General features: G+C 43.6%; 18 protein-coding genes. 11 read left to right on the top strand and 7 right to left on the bottom strand.

The window, feature by feature from the left end:
- The first annotated feature begins 1 nt into the window (after position 1).
- The 3 genes from FX988_RS11385 (at position 2) to FX988_RS11375 (ending at position 3,163) form a co-directional block, all read left to right on the top strand.
- Positions 2–772: a substrate-binding periplasmic protein gene (locus FX988_RS11385; protein WP_160179942.1), complete on the top strand. Its 771-nt coding sequence runs from the start codon at positions 2–4 to the stop codon at positions 770–772.
- 85 nt (positions 773–857) lie between these two features.
- Positions 858–1,910, top strand: coding sequence for an aldo/keto reductase (locus tag FX988_RS11380; RefSeq protein ID WP_160179940.1), 1,053 nt, complete (start codon positions 858–860; stop codon positions 1,908–1,910).
- A 68-nt stretch (positions 1,911–1,978) separates the two neighbouring features.
- A complete protein-coding gene (locus FX988_RS11375; RefSeq protein ID WP_160179939.1) occupies positions 1,979–3,163 on the top strand; it encodes an acyl-CoA dehydrogenase in 1,185 nt (394 codons plus the stop codon).
- Here FX988_RS11375 and FX988_RS11370 read toward each other — a convergent pair.
- Genes FX988_RS11370 through FX988_RS11355 form a run of 4 tightly spaced genes read right to left on the bottom strand, consistent with a single transcriptional unit; the run spans position 3,120 to position 8,101 of the window.
- Complete coding sequence (locus FX988_RS11370) at positions 3,120–5,279, bottom strand: putative bifunctional diguanylate cyclase/phosphodiesterase (RefSeq protein WP_160179937.1); 2,160 nt, start codon at positions 5,277–5,279, stop codon at positions 3,120–3,122. The two genes, FX988_RS11375 and FX988_RS11370, sit on opposite strands and share 44 nt — an antisense overlap.
- A complete protein-coding gene (locus FX988_RS11365) occupies positions 5,276–5,779 on the bottom strand; it encodes a Rab family GTPase (RefSeq protein ID WP_160179935.1) in 504 nt (167 codons plus the stop codon). Before FX988_RS11365 ends, FX988_RS11370 begins: the two co-directional genes overlap by 4 nt.
- 10 nt (positions 5,780–5,789) lie before the next feature.
- A complete protein-coding gene (locus FX988_RS11360; protein WP_160179933.1) occupies positions 5,790–7,559 on the bottom strand; it encodes an OmpA family protein in 1,770 nt (589 codons plus the stop codon).
- A gap of 8 nt (positions 7,560–7,567) precedes the next feature.
- Entirely contained in the window at positions 7,568–8,101 is a 534-nt protein-coding gene (locus FX988_RS11355) for a hypothetical protein (protein ID WP_160179931.1), read from the bottom strand.
- 222 nt (positions 8,102–8,323) lie between these two features.
- On the opposite strand from FX988_RS11355, the gene FX988_RS11350 reads away from it, so the two are divergent.
- The 8 genes from FX988_RS11350 to FX988_RS11315 all read left to right on the top strand — a co-directional run bounded on the left by FX988_RS11350 (position 8,324) and on the right by FX988_RS11315 (position 16,665).
- Positions 8,324–9,922 (top strand): AbgT family transporter, encoded by a 1,599-nt coding sequence (locus FX988_RS11350; RefSeq protein ID WP_160179929.1) that lies wholly within the window; start codon positions 8,324–8,326, stop codon positions 9,920–9,922.
- 96 nt (positions 9,923–10,018) lie between these two features.
- Complete coding sequence (gene hemH, locus FX988_RS11345) at positions 10,019–11,101, top strand: ferrochelatase (RefSeq protein ID WP_160179927.1); 1,083 nt, start codon at positions 10,019–10,021, stop codon at positions 11,099–11,101.
- The gene (locus FX988_RS11340; protein ID WP_160179925.1) at positions 11,101–11,535 is read left to right on the top strand and encodes a DUF4112 domain-containing protein; all 435 of its coding nucleotides are present in this window, start codon (positions 11,101–11,103) and stop codon (positions 11,533–11,535) included. The genes hemH and FX988_RS11340 overlap by 1 nt, the downstream gene beginning before the upstream one ends.
- 176 nt (positions 11,536–11,711) lie before the next feature.
- On the top strand, positions 11,712–13,589 hold the full coding sequence (locus FX988_RS11335) for an ABC transporter substrate-binding protein (RefSeq protein WP_160179923.1): 1,878 nt from the start codon (positions 11,712–11,714) through the stop codon (positions 13,587–13,589).
- Positions 13,590–13,637: 48 nt separating this feature from the next.
- The gene (locus FX988_RS11330) at positions 13,638–14,246 is read left to right on the top strand and encodes a glutathione S-transferase family protein (protein WP_160179922.1); all 609 of its coding nucleotides are present in this window, start codon (positions 13,638–13,640) and stop codon (positions 14,244–14,246) included.
- Between the two features lie 10 nt (positions 14,247–14,256).
- Positions 14,257–14,916: a glutathione S-transferase family protein gene (locus tag FX988_RS11325; RefSeq protein ID WP_160179921.1), complete on the top strand. Its 660-nt coding sequence runs from the start codon at positions 14,257–14,259 to the stop codon at positions 14,914–14,916.
- A gap of 41 nt (positions 14,917–14,957) precedes the next feature.
- Positions 14,958–15,389 (top strand): DUF3859 domain-containing protein, encoded by a 432-nt coding sequence (locus FX988_RS11320; RefSeq protein ID WP_160179920.1) that lies wholly within the window; start codon positions 14,958–14,960, stop codon positions 15,387–15,389.
- Between the two features lie 292 nt (positions 15,390–15,681).
- On the top strand, positions 15,682–16,665 hold the full coding sequence (locus FX988_RS11315; RefSeq protein WP_160179919.1) for a transposase: 984 nt from the start codon (positions 15,682–15,684) through the stop codon (positions 16,663–16,665).
- Between the two features lie 690 nt (positions 16,666–17,355).
- On the opposite strand, the gene hflC is transcribed toward FX988_RS11315, so the two are convergent.
- From hflC to hflX, 3 genes are all read right to left on the bottom strand, one after another.
- Positions 17,356–18,240: a protease modulator HflC gene (gene hflC / locus FX988_RS11310; protein ID WP_160179918.1), complete on the bottom strand. Its 885-nt coding sequence runs from the start codon at positions 18,238–18,240 to the stop codon at positions 17,356–17,358.
- Between the two features lie 3 nt (positions 18,241–18,243).
- A complete protein-coding gene (gene hflK / locus FX988_RS11305) occupies positions 18,244–19,392 on the bottom strand; it encodes an FtsH protease activity modulator HflK (protein ID WP_160179917.1) in 1,149 nt (382 codons plus the stop codon).
- A gap of 62 nt (positions 19,393–19,454) precedes the next feature.
- Complete coding sequence (gene hflX / locus FX988_RS11300; RefSeq protein ID WP_160179916.1) at positions 19,455–20,753, bottom strand: ribosome rescue GTPase HflX; 1,299 nt, start codon at positions 20,751–20,753, stop codon at positions 19,455–19,457.
- Positions 20,754–20,756 lie beyond the last annotated feature (3 nt).

The following is a 20,756-nucleotide window of genomic DNA, read 5'->3' as shown; positions in this document are numbered from 1 at the left end:
TATGTTGAAAGCGTTATTTGCTCTGTTATTAATCAGTTCCCTTTATTTACCCGTTTTAGCTCAAGTTACCTCGGCTAACAACATCACACTGAAAGTGGGTGTGCCTGCTTTTGCCCCATTCGCTTACATCAACGAGAGTAGTGAGATGTCTGGCGTGATGGTGCGATACCTTAATTTACTTACAGAAGATACTGGCTTTGAATTTGAGTTAGTGCTGCAACCTTATGCTCGTGTTCTCGCTGGCGTAAAAAGTGGCGAGCTAGACATTGCGCTTATTTTTAAAAACGTACAACTCGAAGGACATGCTGACTTTATCGGACCCGTATCGAACTCCAATGTAATTGTATTACCTCAGGCTGCAGTTAATTTACAAACCTATGATCAATTAATTTTACTAGGACGAATAGCAGTTGTGCGAAGTGCCAGCTTCTCGAAGACGTTTGATGAGGATACTAACCTGCAAAAATTTTCAGTAAAAGATTACAAACAAGGGATAAATTTACTGCGTATGGGTAGAGTAGATGCAGTGGTGGGTTCAGAGGCTGGTATTGAATATAACCTTGGGGAGTTAGGACTTGATATCGGTGATTTTGGCCAGCCTTATATTTTGGCGCAAAAAGAAAACTGGCTGCATTTTTCTAAAAAGTCTAAACATCGAACGCTGATAAACCAACTGAAAAGATCCGTAGCTAAACATTACCAAGATGGCTTGATGTATCAGTTATATAAGGAGGAGTTCCCAACAGGAAAAGCCACCTCCAGTTTTCCGTAACACTTGATCACATTTGAAGTTAAGATGATTTTATTTATATCCGTATAATCAATGTGTTAATTATCACTATTCACTAGGAATCTGAATGAATTACTCTGAATTGGGCCGCAGCGGTCTATCTGTTTCTCGTGTTTGCTTAGGCTCAATGACATGGGGCGTTCAAAATACCCAACAAGATGCAGATGAGCAAATTGAATATGCTTTGTCTCAAGGTGTGAACTTTATTGATACAGCCGAATTGTATCCAGTGCCGCCATCAGGGGATAAATACGGCCATACTGAAATGATTATCGGCGATTGGCTAAAGCGCAATCCCACAAGGCGTAAGGATATTATACTTGCCTCTAAAATAGTGGGTCCAGGACTAAGCTATATTCGACAAGGCAGTCAAATTTCTGCTGAGTCTGTCATTCAAGCCGTTGATGATTCTCTAACGCGTTTGAATACTGACTATATTGACCTTTACCAATTGCATTGGCCGAATCGCATTTCTCCCCATTTCGCTAAACATGCGGTAGGGCGTGTGCGTTTCTCTGATACTGACCGAGCAGCAGAAACAGCCCAGATGTTGTCTATCTTAGAGGCGCTAAACACTTGTGTTAAACAGGGGAAGATACGCTTTTGTGGGTTATCTAATGAAACGCCGTGGGGATTGCAGCAATATTTAAACCTAAGCAAAGAGCATGATTTGCCGCGTATGGTGTCAATGCAAAACGAGTTTAGTTTACTTCATGCTAAAGATTGGCCCTATCTGATTGAGAATTGTGTCGCTGAAGAAGTGGCATATTTACCTTGGTCACCTTTAGCCGGCGGTGCATTAAGTGGTAAATACTTAAATAATCAACGCCCCGCGGGCAGTCGTTGGACATTTGAACAACGTAACGGTATTTTCAGGGATACCAAAGGGACAGAGGCAGCCATCAGTCGTTACGTGGATGTCGCACAAGCGAATGGATTAACACCGTGTGAGCTAGCCCTAGCCTGGTGTGACAATGTAGAAGGCATTACATCAACCATTATTGGGGCGACGAGCATGACGCAGCTAAAAGAAAATATTGCCGCTTTTGCAACACCATTGAGTGAAGAGGCTAAAGCGGATATAGCTGAAGTGCTTAAACAATATCCGGCTCCGTTTTAATGTGGTTCTAACTGCACCTGAACTGTTTAATGCCCAGTGAGTATCTGCGAAAGCAACAAGAGGCCACTATGACTCAACAAGTGCCAAACACATTCAACTGGCAAGACCCTTTGAATTTAAATGCTCAACTCAGCGATGAGGAGAGACTTATTCGTGATTCAGCTCATCAATATTGCCAGCAAAAATTGATGCCTAGAATTTTGCTGGGTAACCGAAATGAGCATTTTGATCGAGATATTCTGTCTGAAATGGGCGAACTCGGCTTGTTAGGCTGTACATTACCGCAAGAGTACGGCTGTGCTGGAGTTAATCATGTTAGTTATGGGTTACTGGCCAGAGAAGTGGAACGGGTTGATAGCGGCTATCGCAGTGCCATGAGCGTGCAATCTTCGTTGGTGATGTTTCCTATTTATACATTTGGTAGCGAAGCTCAAAAGCGACGTTATCTACCCAAATTAGCACGAGGTGAGTGGGTTGGTTGTTTTGGTTTAACCGAACCAAACTCAGGTTCGGATCCGGCAAGTATGCTAAGTCAGGCTAAAAAAGTTGACGATGGTTATCTACTCAATGGCAATAAAATGTGGATCACCAATTCGCCGATTGCCGATGTATTTATCGTCTGGGCAAAGTTAGAAGGGGTAATTCGCGGCTTTATTCTTGAAAAAGACATGGCTGGCTTAACCTCTCCTAAAATTGAGGGTAAATTTTCACTACGTGCTTCGATCACTGGCGAAATCGTGATGCAGGATGTGCTGGTACCAGAAGAAAATATATTGCCTGACGTTAAAGGTTTAAAGGGGCCATTTAGTTGTTTGAATAAAGCGCGTTATGGGATTGCATGGGGTAGCTTAGGGGCAGCGGAATTTTGTTGGCACCAGGCACGGCAATATTGCTTGGACAGAGAGCAATTTGCCCGACCCTTAGCGGCAAACCAGCTGATACAAAAAAAGCTTGCTGATATGCAAACAGAAATTTCAATCGGCTTACTTGCTTGTTTACAAGCCGGCAGGTTAATGGATACAAACAGTCTTTCCCCTGAAGCCATTTCACTGATAAAGCGTAACTCTTGTGGCAAAGCGTTAGATATTGCACGCACCGCTAGAGATATGCACGGTGCAAACGGAATATCAGATGAGTATCATGTGATCCGCCATGTACTCAATTTAGAAGCGGTAAATACGTACGAGGGGACTCATGATGTTCATGCGCTTATTTTGGGTCGAGCGCAGACGGGGTTATCTGCTTTTGGCTAGAAACGGTGGTATTCAAATAGTCACAGAACTGAGCAAACGGCAATGGGCGACTAAATAGGTAGCCTTGGGCAAGGTTGCAGTGATTGAGTTGCAAGAAATTACGTTGTAGCTCAGTTTCCACCCCTTCAGCAATGACATTCAGTTTTAAACTATGGGCCATGGCTATAATCGCTAAAATGATTGCTTTGTCGTTCTCGTCACTGACAAGATCTTGCACAAACGAGCGATCAATTTTGATGTGATCAATGGGCAATTTTTTCAAATACGAAAGCGAGCTGTAACCAGTTCCAAAGTCGTCAATGGACACACTGACCCCTAGCTTTCTTACTTCAGTAAGTAAGTACTGCACTTTGTCATAGTTATCCACCAGAACCCCTTCAGTTAGCTCTAATTCCAACTGATCAGGTTGAATATGGCTGTTCTGGATTGAACCACGAATAAACTCTAATAAATGCCTATCGCTGATCTGCCTCGGGGATAGGTTGACGGAAAGTTTGCAGCTGTGACCTCTATGATTCAAAGTGCTTATCATTTCACAGGCGCGTGAAATTACCCATTTGCCTATGGGTACAATTAACCCCGTTTGTTCAGCAATCGGAATAAACTCGTCGGGGCCGATGCGTTCTCCGTCCAAGCGGTTCCAGCGTAATAAAGCCTCGGCTTTTAAAATGGTACCACTGGTTAGGTCGAGCATGGGTTGCAGAAATAGCTCAAACTCATGGTTGGTGATCGCTGTTTGTAATGCGCTTTCTAGCTCAATGATACGCTGAGAGGCATCTTTAAGTGCTTGAGAGTAAAACTGTACACTGCTTTTAGATGCTTTTTTGGCATTAAATACTGCAAGATCAGCAAATTTCATTAAGGTTTCAGCATCATCGGCGTCTCGAGGGAAACTGGCGGCCCCTATATTTAAGCCGATCTCGCAGTGAGTGCCATTGGGCAAGTAAAATGGTTGAGTCGCCGCGTCAATTAAGGTGTTGCCTAAATCGACGCATTGCTGTTCGGTCACGGTCTTTTGACGAATAATAGCAAACTCACCACCACCTATACGGGCAAACATATCGCCTGGACTCACATGAGGGGTTAAGCGTTCTACTAGCTCTTTAATGATTTGGTCGCCACGGGAATGGCCGTGAATTTCGTTGATGCGTTTAAAGTTCTTAATGTCTAAGTACAGTACGTAGAACGGCATGGCATTATTTACGGATTGCTCAAGCTGCATCCAGAAATACTGACGATTAGGTATATCGGTCAGAGCATCGTAATGTGTGAGCTTCTCATTGTTCTGTAACAGGTGTTTCACTTGTGAGATATCATTAACGATAAATACCCAGTGAGTAATCTGTTGGAAATCGGTTTTGACTGGATAAATGGCTAACTTAATCCATTTACCATTGCCAGGTGGTTGCAACCAAAATAATTCACCGCTCCAGCGACTACCTGTGCTGATAACGCGTTCAAACTCAGGGTACTGCTTTTCAAACAACGCTAAAATTATGCGATATGGTTCAGATTCCACAGCAGTGAGATGACTATCAAACACACTGTAAAGCGCGGGATTCTGGCTAATGGGCTTAAGGTTGGGGGTAAGAATGGCTACACCTACTTCGGTTTTTTCAATCACCTCTGTAATAGGCTGCTGAATACTTTTTAAATCGGATGACTGATTGAGCATTTCATCTAAGCGCTGATGAACATACTCCTGTTGGGCAACTATTTTATCGTTAGATAACAAAAGCTCACGTGCAGATTGCAAGGTTTGTTGTCGCTCTTGAAATTGCTGTTTGACGTTGTTGATTATCAAATAGAAATCGCCGCTTTCCATTGTTGCGAAGGCGTTTAGTTTTAGCTCGTTGTCAGCAATGCTTTCATTCCAAATTCCAGATTCTATCTTACCGTAATCCGCAAACTCCCAGAACTCTTCAGCCTGCATTAAAAAGTCATCGAGAAATGGGCTGCCTGTAGGTGCTTTAAAAAACTGTTTGTCTCTTGTACCTGGCAGGAGTATGTCTAGCCATTCATGTTCGGCGTATACTGCTTCAAATTGATTTACATCAACGCGCTTAAATATGCAGCAATCAATGATCCCCAGAGCTTTAAATAGAGATAGTTTCACGGTCCTGCCTCACTTAATAGGTGTTGGGCAAGTGTTGAAAATAAGAGCTCCACATTTGCTCCGGTTTTCGCACTTGTGAGAAAGGTGTGGCTAAAAGGAGTAGACAGCTCATTGAGCTCATCTTCATTCCAGTGCCATGTGCTGTCCAAATCCGATTTATTGATAGCTAAAATTGCCGGTATATCTGACATATCTCGGGCTAGCTTAAAAATCTCTATCCCTTCTATCAATGATTGCGAGCGAGTTTGATCGACGACTATTATAATGGCACCTGCGCCGCGCAAGTATTTGGGCTGAAAGCCGCAATAGCGATCAATACCTTCAATATCCCAAAGCATAAACTGCACGGAACCTGCCTCGCATTCGACTTGCTTCTTGTCAATCTTGACACCAATAGATGTGAGGTATTTCTCGGAAAAAATGCCTTCTACAAACTGTTTTATAAGACTGGTTTTCCCAACTCCTGAAGCGCCAAGTAAACATATCTTTTTCTGGATCATAATGGTCTAGCTATCCGTTACTGCGTGAAGCTTGGGTTGTTATTACATTAAATAGCACTTTACGTGCGCCATTTCCTGCATTGGGTACATCAATTATGCCAATACCAATAGCATTGAGCTTGTCACTTGGAAGGCCATATTCTTGCAGGGTGTTTTTCACGGCTTGCGCACGTTTGATGCTTAATACTTCATTATAGGATTGAGATCCTTTTGCGTCACTCGCACCAATAATAATAAAACTCACATCTAATTGTGCCTGCTCAGCTAAGCTCAACAACGCCATTGCTTGAGACGCAAGCGATACGAGGCTTTCTTCAGCCCGAGGACTAAGCTGTGTACTGTTGCTGGCAAATTCTACTGACGTGCTATTTATCTGATTAATTTTAAGCTTAACTAGTGTCATGGCACTGTCTACAGTGTCGAGCTCCAAGTTTTGCTTATCACTTACTTGAATAGGAGCTAAAAGTGATTGTGGGTTTGATATACCAGGCAGTTGAGCTAATTCAGCTGAGAGTTCATGGTGTTGTTGTTGAGTAAGTTCGCCTGTTAATGTTTTGCCGTCTCGGGTTAACCTTATGGTTGGATAATTGCCCAGTAAGTCACGCAGTCGAGCTTGTATTATTTGGCTTTCTAATGATAAAAAGCGCTTTTCAGTAAGGCTTATTGCCTCAGCAGGTATTTCGTGTGCCTCTAACCAAGAGCTGATAGGTTGCGCATCAGGATCGCGTAACACGTCTAGTTTTACCTCTTGTATACCGTCCCTTTGAGCGCGCACCAGCATGATCCCAGGTTCTTTATTAAGTGCTTGAATTTGATTTACATAACCTTGCACTAACCATAGTTTATATGCATAAAAGCTGGTACCACAGGCTAACATTATCAATATGCACCAGGCCATCCAAGGTTTCGACTTTTTACCTCTAGCTTGGTCTTTTAATTCTGAGACAAGGCAATCCGTTAATTGCTGATCACAGTCAGCAAACACTGAGGTATTGCCATCAAAGTCTGCGAGCGACCCTTCGTATAAGGTGTGAATTTCTTCGATAGTGAGTTGTAACTGGTCAGCCACGCGCTGTGGCATATTACCCGTGACCGCAGCAACTAAAATGGCCCTAGGCCCTGCTTTTAAAACTAGGGTGAAATCATCTGTTTTGACGATATCTAAACCCTGTTCATTACCATCTGCATTAGGCTTAAACGAATCAGAGACAAAATCGTTAATCGCAGTAAGCATAGAAGAAATAAGATCTGCATCTGCTGAGGATTGCTGATTGTAAGCAACGCTATTAAGTAATAGACCGGTTTCCCGATGAATGAGAAAAACTTGTTCTACGCGATAATTAAATGTTTGGCTGGCGACATAGTTGGCGTAAGGCACCCCAGCTTGCCGAGCTTTAAAGCGCCAAGAGAGGCCTTTAATGGTTAAACTGTTTTCCAGTAATTGATTGGTTCGTTCGATAAACTCAGTTAAAAATGCAGTAACGGATTTACGTACTACGCTGCCCACAATAGGGTACAAGTAACCAACGAATTGTTCTTTGCGATTGGCAACAGAATACTCTACTGATTTGTCTACCAGCGGTGTCATTACCTTTTTGACACTGCCGTCTCTGTCTTGACGATCTTTAAGGGCTTCCGAAAACACGTCGCTGACGATCTGCCGAGCCTCTTGACGTATAGCACCGGTAATATGTTGGTTTTCTTTGCCAAACAAAATTTTCCGCAATTGGTCTAACTGCGGGTCGTGTTCAGACTCGTTACTACTTCCTTGAGTCGGCATGATGAAAGTTACTCGTCATCGCCAGTTTCTAAGTTTGAGGCCACGGTCGCGAGCAATTTGGCCAAGGTCTTACGGTCAGTTTTAGAGGCATTTAGCTCGTTTGAGACTTGTGTAAGTTGGGCAAGAGCTTCTTTAAGTTGTTCAGAAAACTTATTCGACAACGCGGCGATGTCTTGGTCGATTCGTTTGTGCAATTCATCGTTTTCTTGCTTATTGGCAGCCTCTGCCATTTCGAGTTCGGATGACAAATTTTTGTTTAACGTGAATAGTTCATTCGCTTTGGCGTCTTGGCCTTTATCAGCGTTTAATAATTTGTCTTCTAATTGGTCGACATGATTTTCAAGAGCATTTTGCAGCAAGCTAAATTGACGGGCAGTTTGTTGTTCATGTTGCTTGAGTTGGGTTTGTAGTGTTTTGCCAAGCTGTTCAATTTTTTGCTCAAGCCCTTTCTGTGCATCTCCAAACACTATCTGCCTAAGATGCGCCAATTCAGTAGCGGGTGAGGGGGAGTCCTGTTTATCCTGAGATTGCTTATCAGTCATCTGAATTTCCTTTGGCAGCCACAATATAAAGCCTAATTTTTTTCTTATAACAATAAAGCGTTCTGCCTGATATACAAACACTTTTTTGCTAAAAATTAGGCGTTTTGACTTATTTTTCACCAGTAAATATGCAGCTAAGCTGCAAGCCTAACGTTTGCTAAGTGAATTAGGTACTATATGCCAGTCACCGTGAAAACGGATAAAAATAATTAAGGAGTCGGTTTGCTAGACGCTAACGAACAGAAAAAACAAACAAACCAAGAGAGCCCTACAGGGTGGTTTTCGCGGTTTTTGGCGACGGTAGAATGGTTAGGGAACTTGCTTCCGCATCCCATTACTTTGTTCGCAATTTTGGCCACGTCGATTGTGATCATCAGTGGAATATTAGGCTATTTTGATGTCAGTGTGGTTGATCCTAGACCGATTGACGCAAAAGGGCGCGCCCCTGACGGCATGATTGCTGTTGTCTCCCTTCTAAATGCTGAAGGCCTACAACGTATCGTTACACATTTGGTCACTAATTTTACAGGCTTTGCTCCACTGGGGACTGTTTTGGTGGCATTACTTGGGGTGTCGGTTGCTGAACACTCTGGACTTTTATCAACCGCGATGCGTGCCATGGTGATGAATGCTTCACAACGTATGGTGACCGTCGTCATCGTTCTTGCTGGTATTTTGTCTAATACGGCGTCTGAGCTGGGCTATGTGGTGCTAATCCCCTTGGCAGCGATGATCTTTCATTCTTTGGGGCGCCACCCTTTAGCTGGCTTGGCCGCAGCATTTGCAGGGGTTTCTGGCGGTTACAGTGCAAACTTGCTGTTAGGAACCGTAGACCCTTTGTTGTCTGGTATCACGGAAGCCGCAGCACACATGATCGATCAAGACTACTCGGTAGGGCCAGAAGTTAACTGGTATTTCATGTTTATCAGTACTTTCCTCGTTGCAGGAATGGGGGCTTTTGTTACCGAAAAAATCGTTGAGCCCCGCTTGGGAAAATATGACCCGAGTGAGGCATCGATCGAGTTAGGGAAGCAAGAAATGAACGCCCCTAATGCCCAAGAAAAGAAAGCTCTGCGCTGGGCGGGCGTCAGCTTTGTGCTGTTGTGCGCACTACTAGCATTAACTATAGTGCCTGAAAACGGTATTTTGCGGCATCCTGAAACAGGAGCGGTCGCAGGCTCACCTTTCTTAAAAGGGATCGTAGCGTTTATTTTTATCACCTTTGCTGTGCCTGGTTTTGTATACGGCAAAATCGCCGGTACCATGAAAAATGACAAAGATGTAATCAATGCCATGGCTAAAAGTATGGGGGCTATGGGCTTGTATATTACTTTGGTATTTTTTGCTGCCCAGTTTGTAGCGTTCTTTAACTGGACAAACTTAGGTACGGTCCTTGCGGTTAAGGGGGCTGAACTAATACAAACCATTGGCCTTGACGGCCCTGGAGTGTTCATTTTCTTCATTTTAATGTGCGGTATGGTCAATTTATCACTTGGCAGTGCGTCGGCTCAATGGGCGGTCACCGCACCGATTTTTGTTCCCATGTTGATGTTGGTAGGTTTTGCGCCTGAGGTGATTCAAGCGGCATATCGCATCGGTGATTCAGTCACCAATGTCATATCGCCTATGATGAGTTACTTTGGGTTGATACTTGCCATCGCTGCTCAGTACAAGAAAGACCTTGGCATGGGAACCTTAATTGCCACTATGCTGCCTTACAGTTTGGTCTTTGTGGTAGGGTGGACCATCTTATTTTATGTATGGGTTTTCTTGCTTGGCATGCCCGTTGGGCCAGGGGCTGAGACCTATTACACTGGGTAATTGTCATTAGTTGAACAAAAAACGGTGCATTAAATCCGTTTGATGGTTCCAAACGTATTTTTGCACTGAATTATCTAACCGAAGTTGAGTAAACGAATGAAATATCTTTCAAATGGCACTTTTACCCATGATCAAGAAGATAAAATAGGGGTATTGATCACCAATTTAGGTACGCCACAGGCGCCAGAAAAGGGGGCTTTAAAGGGTTACTTACGTGAGTTTTTATCTGATCCACGGGTAGTGGAAGTACCTAAATTAATTTGGTGGATGGTGCTTAATTTGGTCATTTTGAATATCCGCCCTAAGCGCTCAGCTCATGCATATAGTACAGTGTGGACGGAACGTGGCTCCCCTTTAATGTTTCATACGCAAGACCAAGCAAAGGCACTTGCCGTAAGTATGAAAGACAAGTTTGGGGATAAAGTGCTGGTAGATTTTGCCATGCGTTACGGCTCACCTTCGATTGAATCAGTAACAAGAAAAATGCTTGAACAGGGAGTGCGCCAATTGTTGGTATTGCCACTTTATCCACAATATAGTGGCTCTACCAATGGTTCTACGTTTGATGCCCTAAGTCAGCTGCTACGCAAAACTCGCTGGATCCCCGATGTACGTTTTATTAGTCATTACCATGATTTCGTACCTTACATAGATGCTGTGGCAAACAGTATCAAAACACATTGGGCAACACACGGCAGAGCCGATAAACTTATTTTTACCTATCACGGTATTCCTAAGCGCTACCTAACCGCTGGCGACCCTTATCATTGTGAATGCTACAAAACCTCACGATTAGTAGCGGAAAAGCTTGATTTGAGCAAAGACGAATATATGGTGACATTTCAATCTCGCTTTGGCCGGGAAGAATGGCTACAGCCTTATACCGATAGTACATTAAAGGCATTGCCAGAGAAGGGCGTTAAATCTGTACAGATGATCTGCCCTGGTTTTTCCGCGGACTGCCTTGAGACTATTGAAGAAATCGGTATTGAAAACCGAGATTACTTTTTGCAAGCGGGAGGAGAACGCTATGAATATATTGCTGCGCTTAATGCACAGCCTGACCATATTGCTGCGCTTAGCCAGTTAATTGAGCAAAACATGGCGGGCTGGGCCTTGCCCACGCGAGATGTGCAATTAACAGCCAAGCTAGCGTCGGAATTAGGCAGTCAAAGCTAATGGTCGACTCGTCTGAAGTTAAAGCCCCTCAAGCGCTTCGTCGGGCGCAAAAATTAGCGCATATGCTCGATACCGCAGTGGGCATTCCCTTTACTAAGATCCGTTTTGGGCTCGATAGCCTATTGGGATTGATCCCAGGGGTTGGTGATTTGGTGACCGTAGGTTTGTCTGCGCATATTATTCATTTGGCTGGCCAAATGGGAGCGCCAATGTCACTGCGAGTGGCTATGGTACGCAATGCAGTGTTCGATTTTCTTATTGGTCTTATTCCATTTGTGGGTGACATCAGTGATATTTTCTATAAAGGCAATCGCAAGAACATTCGTTTATTAGAGACGTGGTGGGTGAGCACACACCACAAGCAGCTAAGTCATCAAACCGCAGAGCATCTAGCTAAATGGGAAAAAGAAGCAAAGTCGGGCGAGTACGACTAAAGTTAGCTGTTTTTTCGACCATATGTGTTAAAAAACCGTCTTTCGTCTAATTACAAACCACAGTTTATGTCCCTAAACTTTGTTTCGAACTTTTATTCTTGTTCATAGATGTCGTCGCAGTATATTGTTTTGTATCTGCGTGCGGTTAATCCATTTGGTGTTATTGGAATTCGTTTATGCGTATGTTGATTAGACTTTTTATTGCCATAAGTTGTTATTTCGCTTTGACAATAAGTGTGCAGGCTGCGCAAACCTTGTCTGTTGCTATCTTGACGACCAGCGAACGACAAAGTGACGTCTACCGACAAGCTTTCAGGGATTTTGAAGAGCAATTTAGCCGCTATAACGTCCAACTGGCGTTTTACAGTGACAAAGACTTTAAGCGTCTCCTACCTCGCTGGTTAGAATCTGGTGAGCATGATTTATTGTATTGGCAAGGGGGGGGACGATTAGATACTTTAATAGAGCAAGATGTACTTCAGCCTATCGATACTTTATTGCCAAAAATAGAGCTAAAAAGCGCTATTCAACCTGCTGTTTTTGACAGTGTATCGAATCAAACGGGTACCTATGCCCTGCCTTTTTCCCAGTATGGTTGGGGTTTTTACTACAATAAATCTATGTTTGAAGCGCTTAACGTTAGCGTGCCCGCTACATGGGATGAATTTGTTGCATTATGCTTACTGATCAAGAGTCAAGGCGCTAACCCTCTAGTGCAGGCAACTCAGGAAGGCTGGCCCGTCCTTGCTTGGCTGGACTTTTTATCTTTAGATACAGGTGGGGTGGCTTATCGCGATCAATTAGTCAAAGGGCAAGCGGTACGTAACCAAGACTCTAAAAAGCTGCTAGAGCAATTTGATCAATTATTAGGTGATGGTTTGTTTTTTGCTCCTGAAAAACTGTGGAGTTGGCAACAGGCGCTCAAAGCAGTTGAGCGCAGCCAAGCAACAATGACACTAACCGGGCAATTTGTAGAAAGCAGTATTGACCCGCTTCATAAGGAGAATATTGGCTTCTTTCCCTTTCCAAAGAAAAATGGAACCAGTAAAGGCGAGGTTGCCCCGCTCGAGCTGTGGATTGTCCCTCGTTCTGCGCGTAATAAAAACCAACTGACAGACCTGCTGCGCTTTTTACTGACGAACAATACGATGCACGCAATGAATTTAGATGCACTTCCCGTAACAAATGACGACTTTCTGTCGCGCCTACCCAATGAGCGAGTTAAACGTTCTGCAGCATCTTTAACTCAGTCCACTAATTTAATTCAATTCTTTGACCGCGACGCGACGCCTAGCTTATCTGAAAATCTTGCCAAGAGCCTCGCTAGTAGTATTCATAGTGATAGCATTGGGCCTTTAACGGATGGTCTTTTTCAAGGTCGAAATAGTGATTTTGAAGTTCATTTAGGCTCAGATATTGCCGTACTACCACAACTGTACTTTGCTTCACTTACAGGTTTAAAGGAGACGTTTTTCGCTTCCAACTTGATGCAGGATATCTATCGGCAACTGGGTTACCAAATTTCGGTCACTCGCTATGCGACACTGGAGGCGTCACTCAATTCGTATCGCTTCGGTGCCGATGGTGAACTAATGCGGGTAGATGCATATAAAAAACTCGCACCATCATTAACTAAAATACCTGAACCACTAGCGAATGTGGCGTTTTATTTAGTGTGTAAAGACTTAGACATGTGTTCCAGCAGTTTGCCCAGAGGGAGCGAAATATTAGTCACCAATGACCTGTTAGTGGTGAAAACATGGGCTGAAGAGAATCAATTAGTCACCAAGCGGTATGAGTCAGTTGAGGCCTTATTTCGTAAATTTAATCAAAGTAACCAGGGGCTAATGGTACTCGGTGCAAGTGAAATCATAGACAACAGTCTATTACTGACTGACAGCACATATCGGACAATTATTTCTGTACCCCTTTATCACTATGTGCATAATAAACATAAGGAATTAGTTCCTTTAATAAACAATGCACTAAAAAAATACAAGAAAACAGAGCGCTACCAATCGTTAAAGCAACGTTATTGGTTACAGCATTATTGATTAACTGTGTTCATTGCCCAGTGCAGCAACTGACACTGGAGCAACAAGATGAAAATATTTGAAACGAAAACCGCGCCCACACCACGTAGAGTGCGGTTTTTTCTTGCCGAAAAAAGCATTCCAATGGACTATGTTCAGGTTGACATACAGGGCGGTGAAAACCTAAGCCCTGCTATGCGTGCGCGTAATCCGATGGCAAAAGTGCCAGTGTTAGAACTAGACGACGGTACGTGTATCAATGAGTCTGTCTCTATTTGCCGTTACTTCGAAGAATTGCACCCAGAAAACCCACTAATGGGTACGACACCTTTAGAAAAAGCACAAATCGACATGTGGCAGCGCCAGTGTGAATTTGGCTTGTTTATGCAGATCGGTATGTGTTTTCAGCATTCGACTGGGTATTTCAAAGACCGTATGACACCCGTGCCTGAATATGGAAAAGTCGCAGGGCAAGACGCCGCCAAATTTCTTGAGATCTTAAACAGCAGGTTGGCAGACAACGAATTTATTGCGGGTGACACATTCAGCATTGCGGATATCACCGCCGTTTGTTCAATTGATTTTGGCCGTGTGGTTAATGTGCGTATTGCACCAGAGCAAACGCACTTGCAGCGTTGGTACGATGCCGTCAGTGCGCGACCTGCCGCGAAAGCGTAAAGGATATCTTATGTTTGATTTATATACATCATCTACGCCAAATGGTTGGAAAGCCTCAGTCGCACTGGAAGAAATGCAACTGCCCTACAAAGTACACAGCATTAATTTAATGGAGCAAGAACAGAAAACCCCCGCGTTTCTTGCTCGGAATCCTAATGGCAGAATTCCAGTGCTGGTGGACAAAGAAGCAGACAACTTTGCGGTGTTTGAGTCTGGTGCGATCATGCTGTATTTAGCCGAAAAAACAGGGCAGTTCATCCCCAATGATGCCAAAGGACGCTCGCAAGTGATCCAATGGTTAATGTTTCAAATGGGTGGGGTCGGCCCCATGATGGGCCAAGCGAATGTGTTCTATCGTTATTTTCCTGAGAAGATCCAACCGGCTATCGACCGTTATCAAAAAGAGGGGAGACGCTTGTTCGAAGTCTTAGACGGGCAGTTAGCAAAGCATGAATTCCTCGCTGGGGATTACAGCATAGCCGATATGGCAAATTGGTGTTGGGTGCGTACTTATGAGTGGTCAGGTATCGATATTACAGGTCTTGATAACCTAGTACGCTGGAAAAACAGCATCGAAGCAAGACCATTGGCACGTAAAGGTACCCTAGTACCAGAAAAAATAGACAAAGAAACGTTAGTGCAAGGGGCGCAAACCATTGTCACCCGTTAAAATGTTTGTAAAGGCGCAGCCCTGTTACCAAGAGCAGCGTAATGTCTAAATTACGCTCTTTCTTCGAGATCACCAGTTATGGTATATACAAATACTGGGATGAAAAAGACAAAGCCCTACCCAAGATAAAAACCTTCACCACAGATATTCCTGCCGAGTTGGATATAGAATTTGGTTTTATCATTAATTGTAAAAAGGCCAAGGGCAAAAAACTCACTTACTGCATTTACCACCCTGATATTCCTGATGAGAAAGGACGCATCATGGCGCCATTCGAAGGTGAGGTTTACGTAGACAACAACGACTGGGACTTCTATTTAGGGGATACCATCTGGCCGCCTTTAGAAAATAAACTAGGTGACTGGCGAATGGTAATAGAGCTAGATGGCAAAATACTGGCAGAAAAGACCTTTAGCGTATTAGTAGAACACGGTGATGGTGAAATCCAATTTTGGAAACGACGAGGATATTGATTAGCAAGTCCCCAGGGATTTATTACTCCCTTATAGTTTGAGATGCGAAACAGCGAAACAGACAGCGAAACATAGACACCCATGATAAAAATAGGCAATTTTCGGGGCTGGACTGCACTTGTCTTGTATCTCATATTTATCCGATGTGTGGAGTATGCCTCAATCTCGAAAAAACCAAATTAGTTTAATCGATACGCCTTATGAGAAACAGCGACACCCATGATAAAAATGGGCAATTTTCGGGGCTGGACTACACTTAATTCGTGTCACATTTTTAACAGGTGGATGAGTTATGCCTCAATCTCGAAAAAGCCAAATTAGTTTAATAGATACGCCTTATTACCATTGCGTGTCTCGCTGCGTTCGCCAATCTTATTTGTGTGGTACGAACCAGCTTACTGGGCAGAGCTATGAGCATCGTCGAGGCTGGGTAGAAGAACGTTTATTGTTTCTAGCGACCTTATTCGCAATAGACATTTGTGCCTATGCAGTCATGAATAATCACACGCATGTGGTGCTATGTGTAAATCAATCAATGGCGGATAATTGGGATAGCGATGAAGTGTTGAAGCGCTACCACAATCTTCACAGAGGCACATTGCTGACTCAGAAGTTTGTTAACGGCGATACGCTTAGCCAAGCAGAGCTAATCACCTTTGATGAAACCGTTGAAACCTATCGAAAACGTCTTTACGACATAAGCTGGTTTATGCGTGATTTGAATGAGTATATTGCTCGTCAAGCCAATAAAGAAGACGGCTGCACCGGTCGTTTTTGGGAAGGGCGATTTAAGTCCCAAGCACTACTAGATGAAAGCGCAGTACTCGCGTGCATGGCCTATGTAGATTTAAATCCCATTCGAGCAAAAATGGCAAAAACACCCGAAACATCAAAGCATACTAGTATTAAAAAGCGTATTCACGCCGCTAAAAATCAACAATCACAACCAAGCGTTTTGATGCCCTTTGTGGGAAATCATCCTGAAAACAGGCCCACAGGTATTGCGTATTCGCTCGAAGACTATATTGAGCTGGTCGATACCACAGGTCGGTGCATTCGTGATGACAAGGCGGGTCATATAGATAACACTCACAGTCCTATTCTACAAAGATTGGGACTAGACTCTGCTCAGTGGTTAACCTTAACTACCGAGTTTGAAAAACACTTCTGCTACGCAGCAGGTGCTGAGCAAATGATGATTGCGTTTAAGCGCCATACTCATCATCAACGAATACGAGGAATGACCAAAGCAAGAGCACTGTTAAAACGCGCTTAAAGTATCATCAAAGAATCTGTTCTAGGCTCGATACATTCGAATGTATACCCTGCATCGTAGGCGTTTGCCTAGCAACTGACTTTTTTCAAGGCTTGCTTCCTCAGCGCTCAATATTCCAGTAAAAACTCTGAATCGTCCATCTCAAAAGTACTTTAGTGTTTATTTGGGATCCTCTCGCGATGAAACTTTAGAGAGTCATTCTATTATTTTTATATTGGGTGTCTATATTTCTCCTCTCGCGATGAAACTTTAGAGAGTCATTCTATTATTTTTATATTGGGTGTCTATATTTCTCGTTTTGGGTGTCTATATTTCTCAGGGTGTCTATATTTCTCATCTATATTCCCCACTTAGAGGCTCTGGCAACATAGGCTCTACTTTTACCCGCTTTAAAATGTGTGGCCGCTCATACGCGTATTCGATTATCCTTCACTTAATTTGATAAGTTTTTAATTGTTATTCAGTGTGGTAATTCAAGGAGGAAGTCTGGGGAGAGTTGCGCTGACGATATTCAGTCACATATGTAAGCTGATTGGTATGACTAGGTGAGCATGGATGGTGTGTCATATACAGCAGTGATTGCGGGTACACGAAGCGTATGATATGTACCAGTAGTACATAAAAAAAGCGCCAAAATTGGCGCTTTTCACATTCTTTTTCAAGGGCTTTTACATAGCTCTTATCAACAGGTTAATTTTTGCCTGTTTCGTTCTTCATATACTTAAAGAAGTCACTGTCTGGCTCAAGTACGATAACGTCTTGCTTGTTGCTAAAGCTGTTCTTGTAAGCATCCATACTACGCAGGAAGTTATAAAACTCAGCGTCTTTAGTATAGGTTTTTGCGTAAATCTCAGCGGCTTTTGCATCCCCTTCACCGCGTAATTTACGGGCATTACGTTCTGCATCCGCAAGCATAACGGTGACTTTCGCGTCCATATTAGCTTTGATGAATTCCGCTTTCTCTTTACCTTCAGAGCGGTGCTCACGGGCAACTGCGTCACGCTCGGTGCGCATACGTTGGAAAATATAGTTACGTACTTCCAGCGGCAAGTTAATTTGCTTCACGCGTACATCAACAATTTCGATGCCTAATTCGTCAGAGCTATCAGAGGCTTGGGCCATTGCTTCGTCCATCAACTCAGAGCGCTCACCAGACACGATTTGTGAAATGGTACGTGTACCAAATTCAGATCGAAGTCCGTTGTTTACTTTTTGTTGTAATAGAATTTCAGCGTTATCTTTAAAACCACCGGTTGCTAGGTAGTATTTAGCGAAATCTTTGATTTTCCACTTTACGTATAAATCAACGATTAAGTCTTTTTTCTCTGACGTTACAAAGCGGTCAGCAACTTCATCTAACGTTTGAATACGCGAGTCTAGCGTTACCACACGGTCAATAAGCGGTAACTTAAAATGTAAACCTGGCTCAAATACGACAGTTTCGCCACTGTCAGTGTCACGCTGTACTTTACCGAATTGAATAACGATAGCTTTTTCGCCTTCGTCAACCACAAACAGTGAGCTAAGGACTAATGCACCGAGTGCGATAATGATGACGATTAAGAAATTTTTCATCGCTTAGTTTCTCCCACTACGTGAACTACCGCTACGAATGCCGTTATCTTGAGAGCCTACGTTTGAAACAGGATCTTGATTACGTAAACCTTCTAGCGTTCTGCGGTTTGTCGATGGAGTCGTACTAGAGTTTTGTTTCTCTAATATTTTATCCAATGGTAAATAAAGCATGTTGCCACTGCCTTTAGTGTCGACCATGATCTTACTTGTTTTAGCGTACACTTCTTCCAGTGTTTCAAGGTAAATACGGCTGCGGGTTACTTCTGGTGCCGCTTGATACTGTGGTAATAGCTCTTCAAAACGAGCCACTTCACCTTGCGCTTGCAAGATAGCTTGCTCTTTATACGCTTGAGCTTCTTCAGCCATACGATTGACCTGACCGCGAGCGCGAGGTTCGATTTCGCGAGAATAGGCTTCAGCTTCATTGATAAAGCGCTGCTCGTCTTCCTGTGCGGCGATAGCGTCATCAAATGCTGCTTTTACTTCTTCCGGTGGACGCGCATCTTTAAAGTTCATATCGACAATAGAAATACCCATGTCGTACGGCTCTAATATTGCCTGAAGTTCTTCACGTACATTTTGACGAGCGACTTCACGGCCACTGGTCAGTACGTCATCCATTTTCGAGTGACCGACCACATAGCGTATAGCACTATCAAATGCTTGGCTTAAGCTGGTTTCTGGGCTGGTTACCGAGAAGCTGTACTTGTAAGGTTCAAGAATACGGTACTGCACTTCCATCTCTACCCGGACCACGTTTTCATCTTCAGTCAGCATAGAGCCAGACGAAGGTAATGAACGTACCGTTTGTACATCCACTGGTAGTACGCTATCAACAAAAGTCGGTTTCCAGCGAAGGCCAGGTTCAACAAAGTGACTGAACTCTCCAAAGCGCAGAACGACACCACGCTCAGCTTCACGAATGGTATAAAAACCACTGATAAACCAAACGATAACTAAAAGGCCAATAACTAAACCTAGGCCTAAGCCGAAGCCTTTGCCATCAGAAGAGCCGCCCTTGCCACCACCAAATTTACCGAATTTATTTAAAATATTTTTAAACACTTCGTCTAAATCAGGTGGACCTTGATCGCGACCACCGCGGTTCTTCCACGGATCGTTATTGTTACCACCGGGCTCATTCCAAGCCATCTTTACTCTCCAAATAGTTAATCATATTTATTCTGTAATTTATGTCGCATAACTGGATAATGTTACGCATCTAAGCTCTGTACAATAAAAGATGATAAATCAGCATCTGAGCGCTTAGCTAAACGTTGCCAATCTGCAAGAGGCATATGAATCTCTACTAACCAGTCACCATTTTCGGCATAAGATTCTTCAGAAATGCAGTTAAGGTTAAACAAATTTCCTCGTAGTTTACCCTCTTGCGGCGGAATGCGTAACTGATAGCGCACCATATTCTGGGCGAGACAGTCGCTCAGTGCTTCAAACAGTAACTCTGTGCCTAAGCCTTGCTGAGCCGACATCCAGACTCGAGTAGGTATACCATTTTCATCTCGATCGATCCGAGGCTCTACGCCATCCATACGATCAATCTTGTTACAAATCATTAATTGAGGTATCTCGTCGGAGTCTATCTCGTCTAATACCTCATTCACCTGATCGATATTCTCACGAAATTGATCATCGGAATAGTCGACCACGTGTAGCAGTAAATCTGCCTGCTGGGTTTCTTGAAGTGTAGCCTTAAATGCAGCCACTAAATCATGAGGAAGATGGCGAATAAAGCCAACTGTATCCGCTAAAATAGCAGGCCCCACATCTTGTAATTCTATACGCCTGAGCGTTGGGTCCAGCGTGGCGAACAACTGATCTGCTGCGTAAACCTCAGACTGGGTAATGGTGTTAAACAGAGTCGACTTACCGGCATTGGTATAACCCACAAGCGCAAGCGTTGGTATTTCAGCGCGAACTCGCGCGCGTCTGCCTTGCTCACGCTGCTTTTGTACTTTGCCTAAGCGCGCTTGAATACTTTTGATACGCGCACGGAGTAAACGTCTATCTGTTTCTAACTGAGTTTCACCGGGTCCACGTAAGCCTATCCCGCCTTTTTGGCGTTCAAGGTGGGTCCAGCCGCGAATAAGGCGAGTAGAAATATGTTTGAGCTGGGCAAGCTCTACTTGTAATTTTCCTTCATGGGTACGTGCACGCTGAGCAAAGATATCTAATATTAAACCTGTGCGATCAAGCACACGACACTTACATACTTGCTCTAAGTTACGCTCTTGAGAGGGCGATAAGCTGTGGTTAAAAATAACCACATCAGCTTCAGACGCTCTTACTGTATTAGCGATTTCTTCGGCTTTGCCACTACCGACGAAATAACGTGTATGGGGAGCGTTACGGCTGCCAGTTACGACATCAACCGCGTTAACTCCCGCAGATGTGGCCAACAATTGAAGTTCTAGTAGATCTTCTTTGCTGTTGTCATCAGAAAAATCTATATGTACTAGTACAGCCTGTTCGCCTGCTTCATAACGGTCAAACAAGCC

Source organism: Paraglaciecola mesophila (genome assembly GCF_009906955.1).
GTDB classification, from domain to species: domain Bacteria; phylum Pseudomonadota; class Gammaproteobacteria; order Enterobacterales; family Alteromonadaceae; genus Paraglaciecola; species Paraglaciecola mesophila_A.
Note: the sequence above shows the minus strand (reverse complement) of the source record. Positions and strands in the feature narration are given on the sequence as shown.

Coding starts and splice junctions, on each gene's coding strand:
- FX988_RS11380 (WP_160179940.1), top strand. CDS start 858: ATGAATTACTCTGAATTGGGCCGCAGCGGTCTATCTGTTTCTCGTGTT.
- FX988_RS11315 (WP_160179919.1), top strand. CDS start 15,682: ATGCCTCAATCTCGAAAAAGCCAAATTAGTTTAATAGATACGCCTTAT.
- FX988_RS11355 (WP_160179931.1), bottom strand. CDS start 8,101: ATGACTGATAAGCAATCTCAGGATAAACAGGACTCCCCCTCACCCGCT.
- FX988_RS11340 (WP_160179925.1), top strand. CDS start 11,101: ATGGTCGACTCGTCTGAAGTTAAAGCCCCTCAAGCGCTTCGTCGGGCG.
- FX988_RS11375 (WP_160179939.1), top strand. CDS start 1,979: ATGACTCAACAAGTGCCAAACACATTCAACTGGCAAGACCCTTTGAAT.
- FX988_RS11320 (WP_160179920.1), top strand. CDS start 14,958: ATGTCTAAATTACGCTCTTTCTTCGAGATCACCAGTTATGGTATATAC.
- FX988_RS11330 (WP_160179922.1), top strand. CDS start 13,638: ATGAAAATATTTGAAACGAAAACCGCGCCCACACCACGTAGAGTGCGG.
- hflK (WP_160179917.1), bottom strand. CDS start 19,392: ATGGCTTGGAATGAGCCCGGTGGTAACAATAACGATCCGTGGAAGAAC.
- FX988_RS11360 (WP_160179933.1), bottom strand. CDS start 7,559: ATGCCGACTCAAGGAAGTAGTAACGAGTCTGAACACGACCCGCAGTTA.
- hflC (WP_160179918.1), bottom strand. CDS start 18,240: ATGAAAAATTTCTTAATCGTCATCATTATCGCACTCGGTGCATTAGTC.
- FX988_RS11335 (WP_160179923.1), top strand. CDS start 11,712: ATGCGTATGTTGATTAGACTTTTTATTGCCATAAGTTGTTATTTCGCT.
- FX988_RS11385 (WP_160179942.1), top strand. CDS start 2: ATGTTGAAAGCGTTATTTGCTCTGTTATTAATCAGTTCCCTTTATTTA.
- hemH (WP_160179927.1), top strand. CDS start 10,019: ATGAAATATCTTTCAAATGGCACTTTTACCCATGATCAAGAAGATAAA.
- FX988_RS11325 (WP_160179921.1), top strand. CDS start 14,257: ATGTTTGATTTATATACATCATCTACGCCAAATGGTTGGAAAGCCTCA.
- FX988_RS11365 (WP_160179935.1), bottom strand. CDS start 5,779: ATGATCCAGAAAAAGATATGTTTACTTGGCGCTTCAGGAGTTGGGAAA.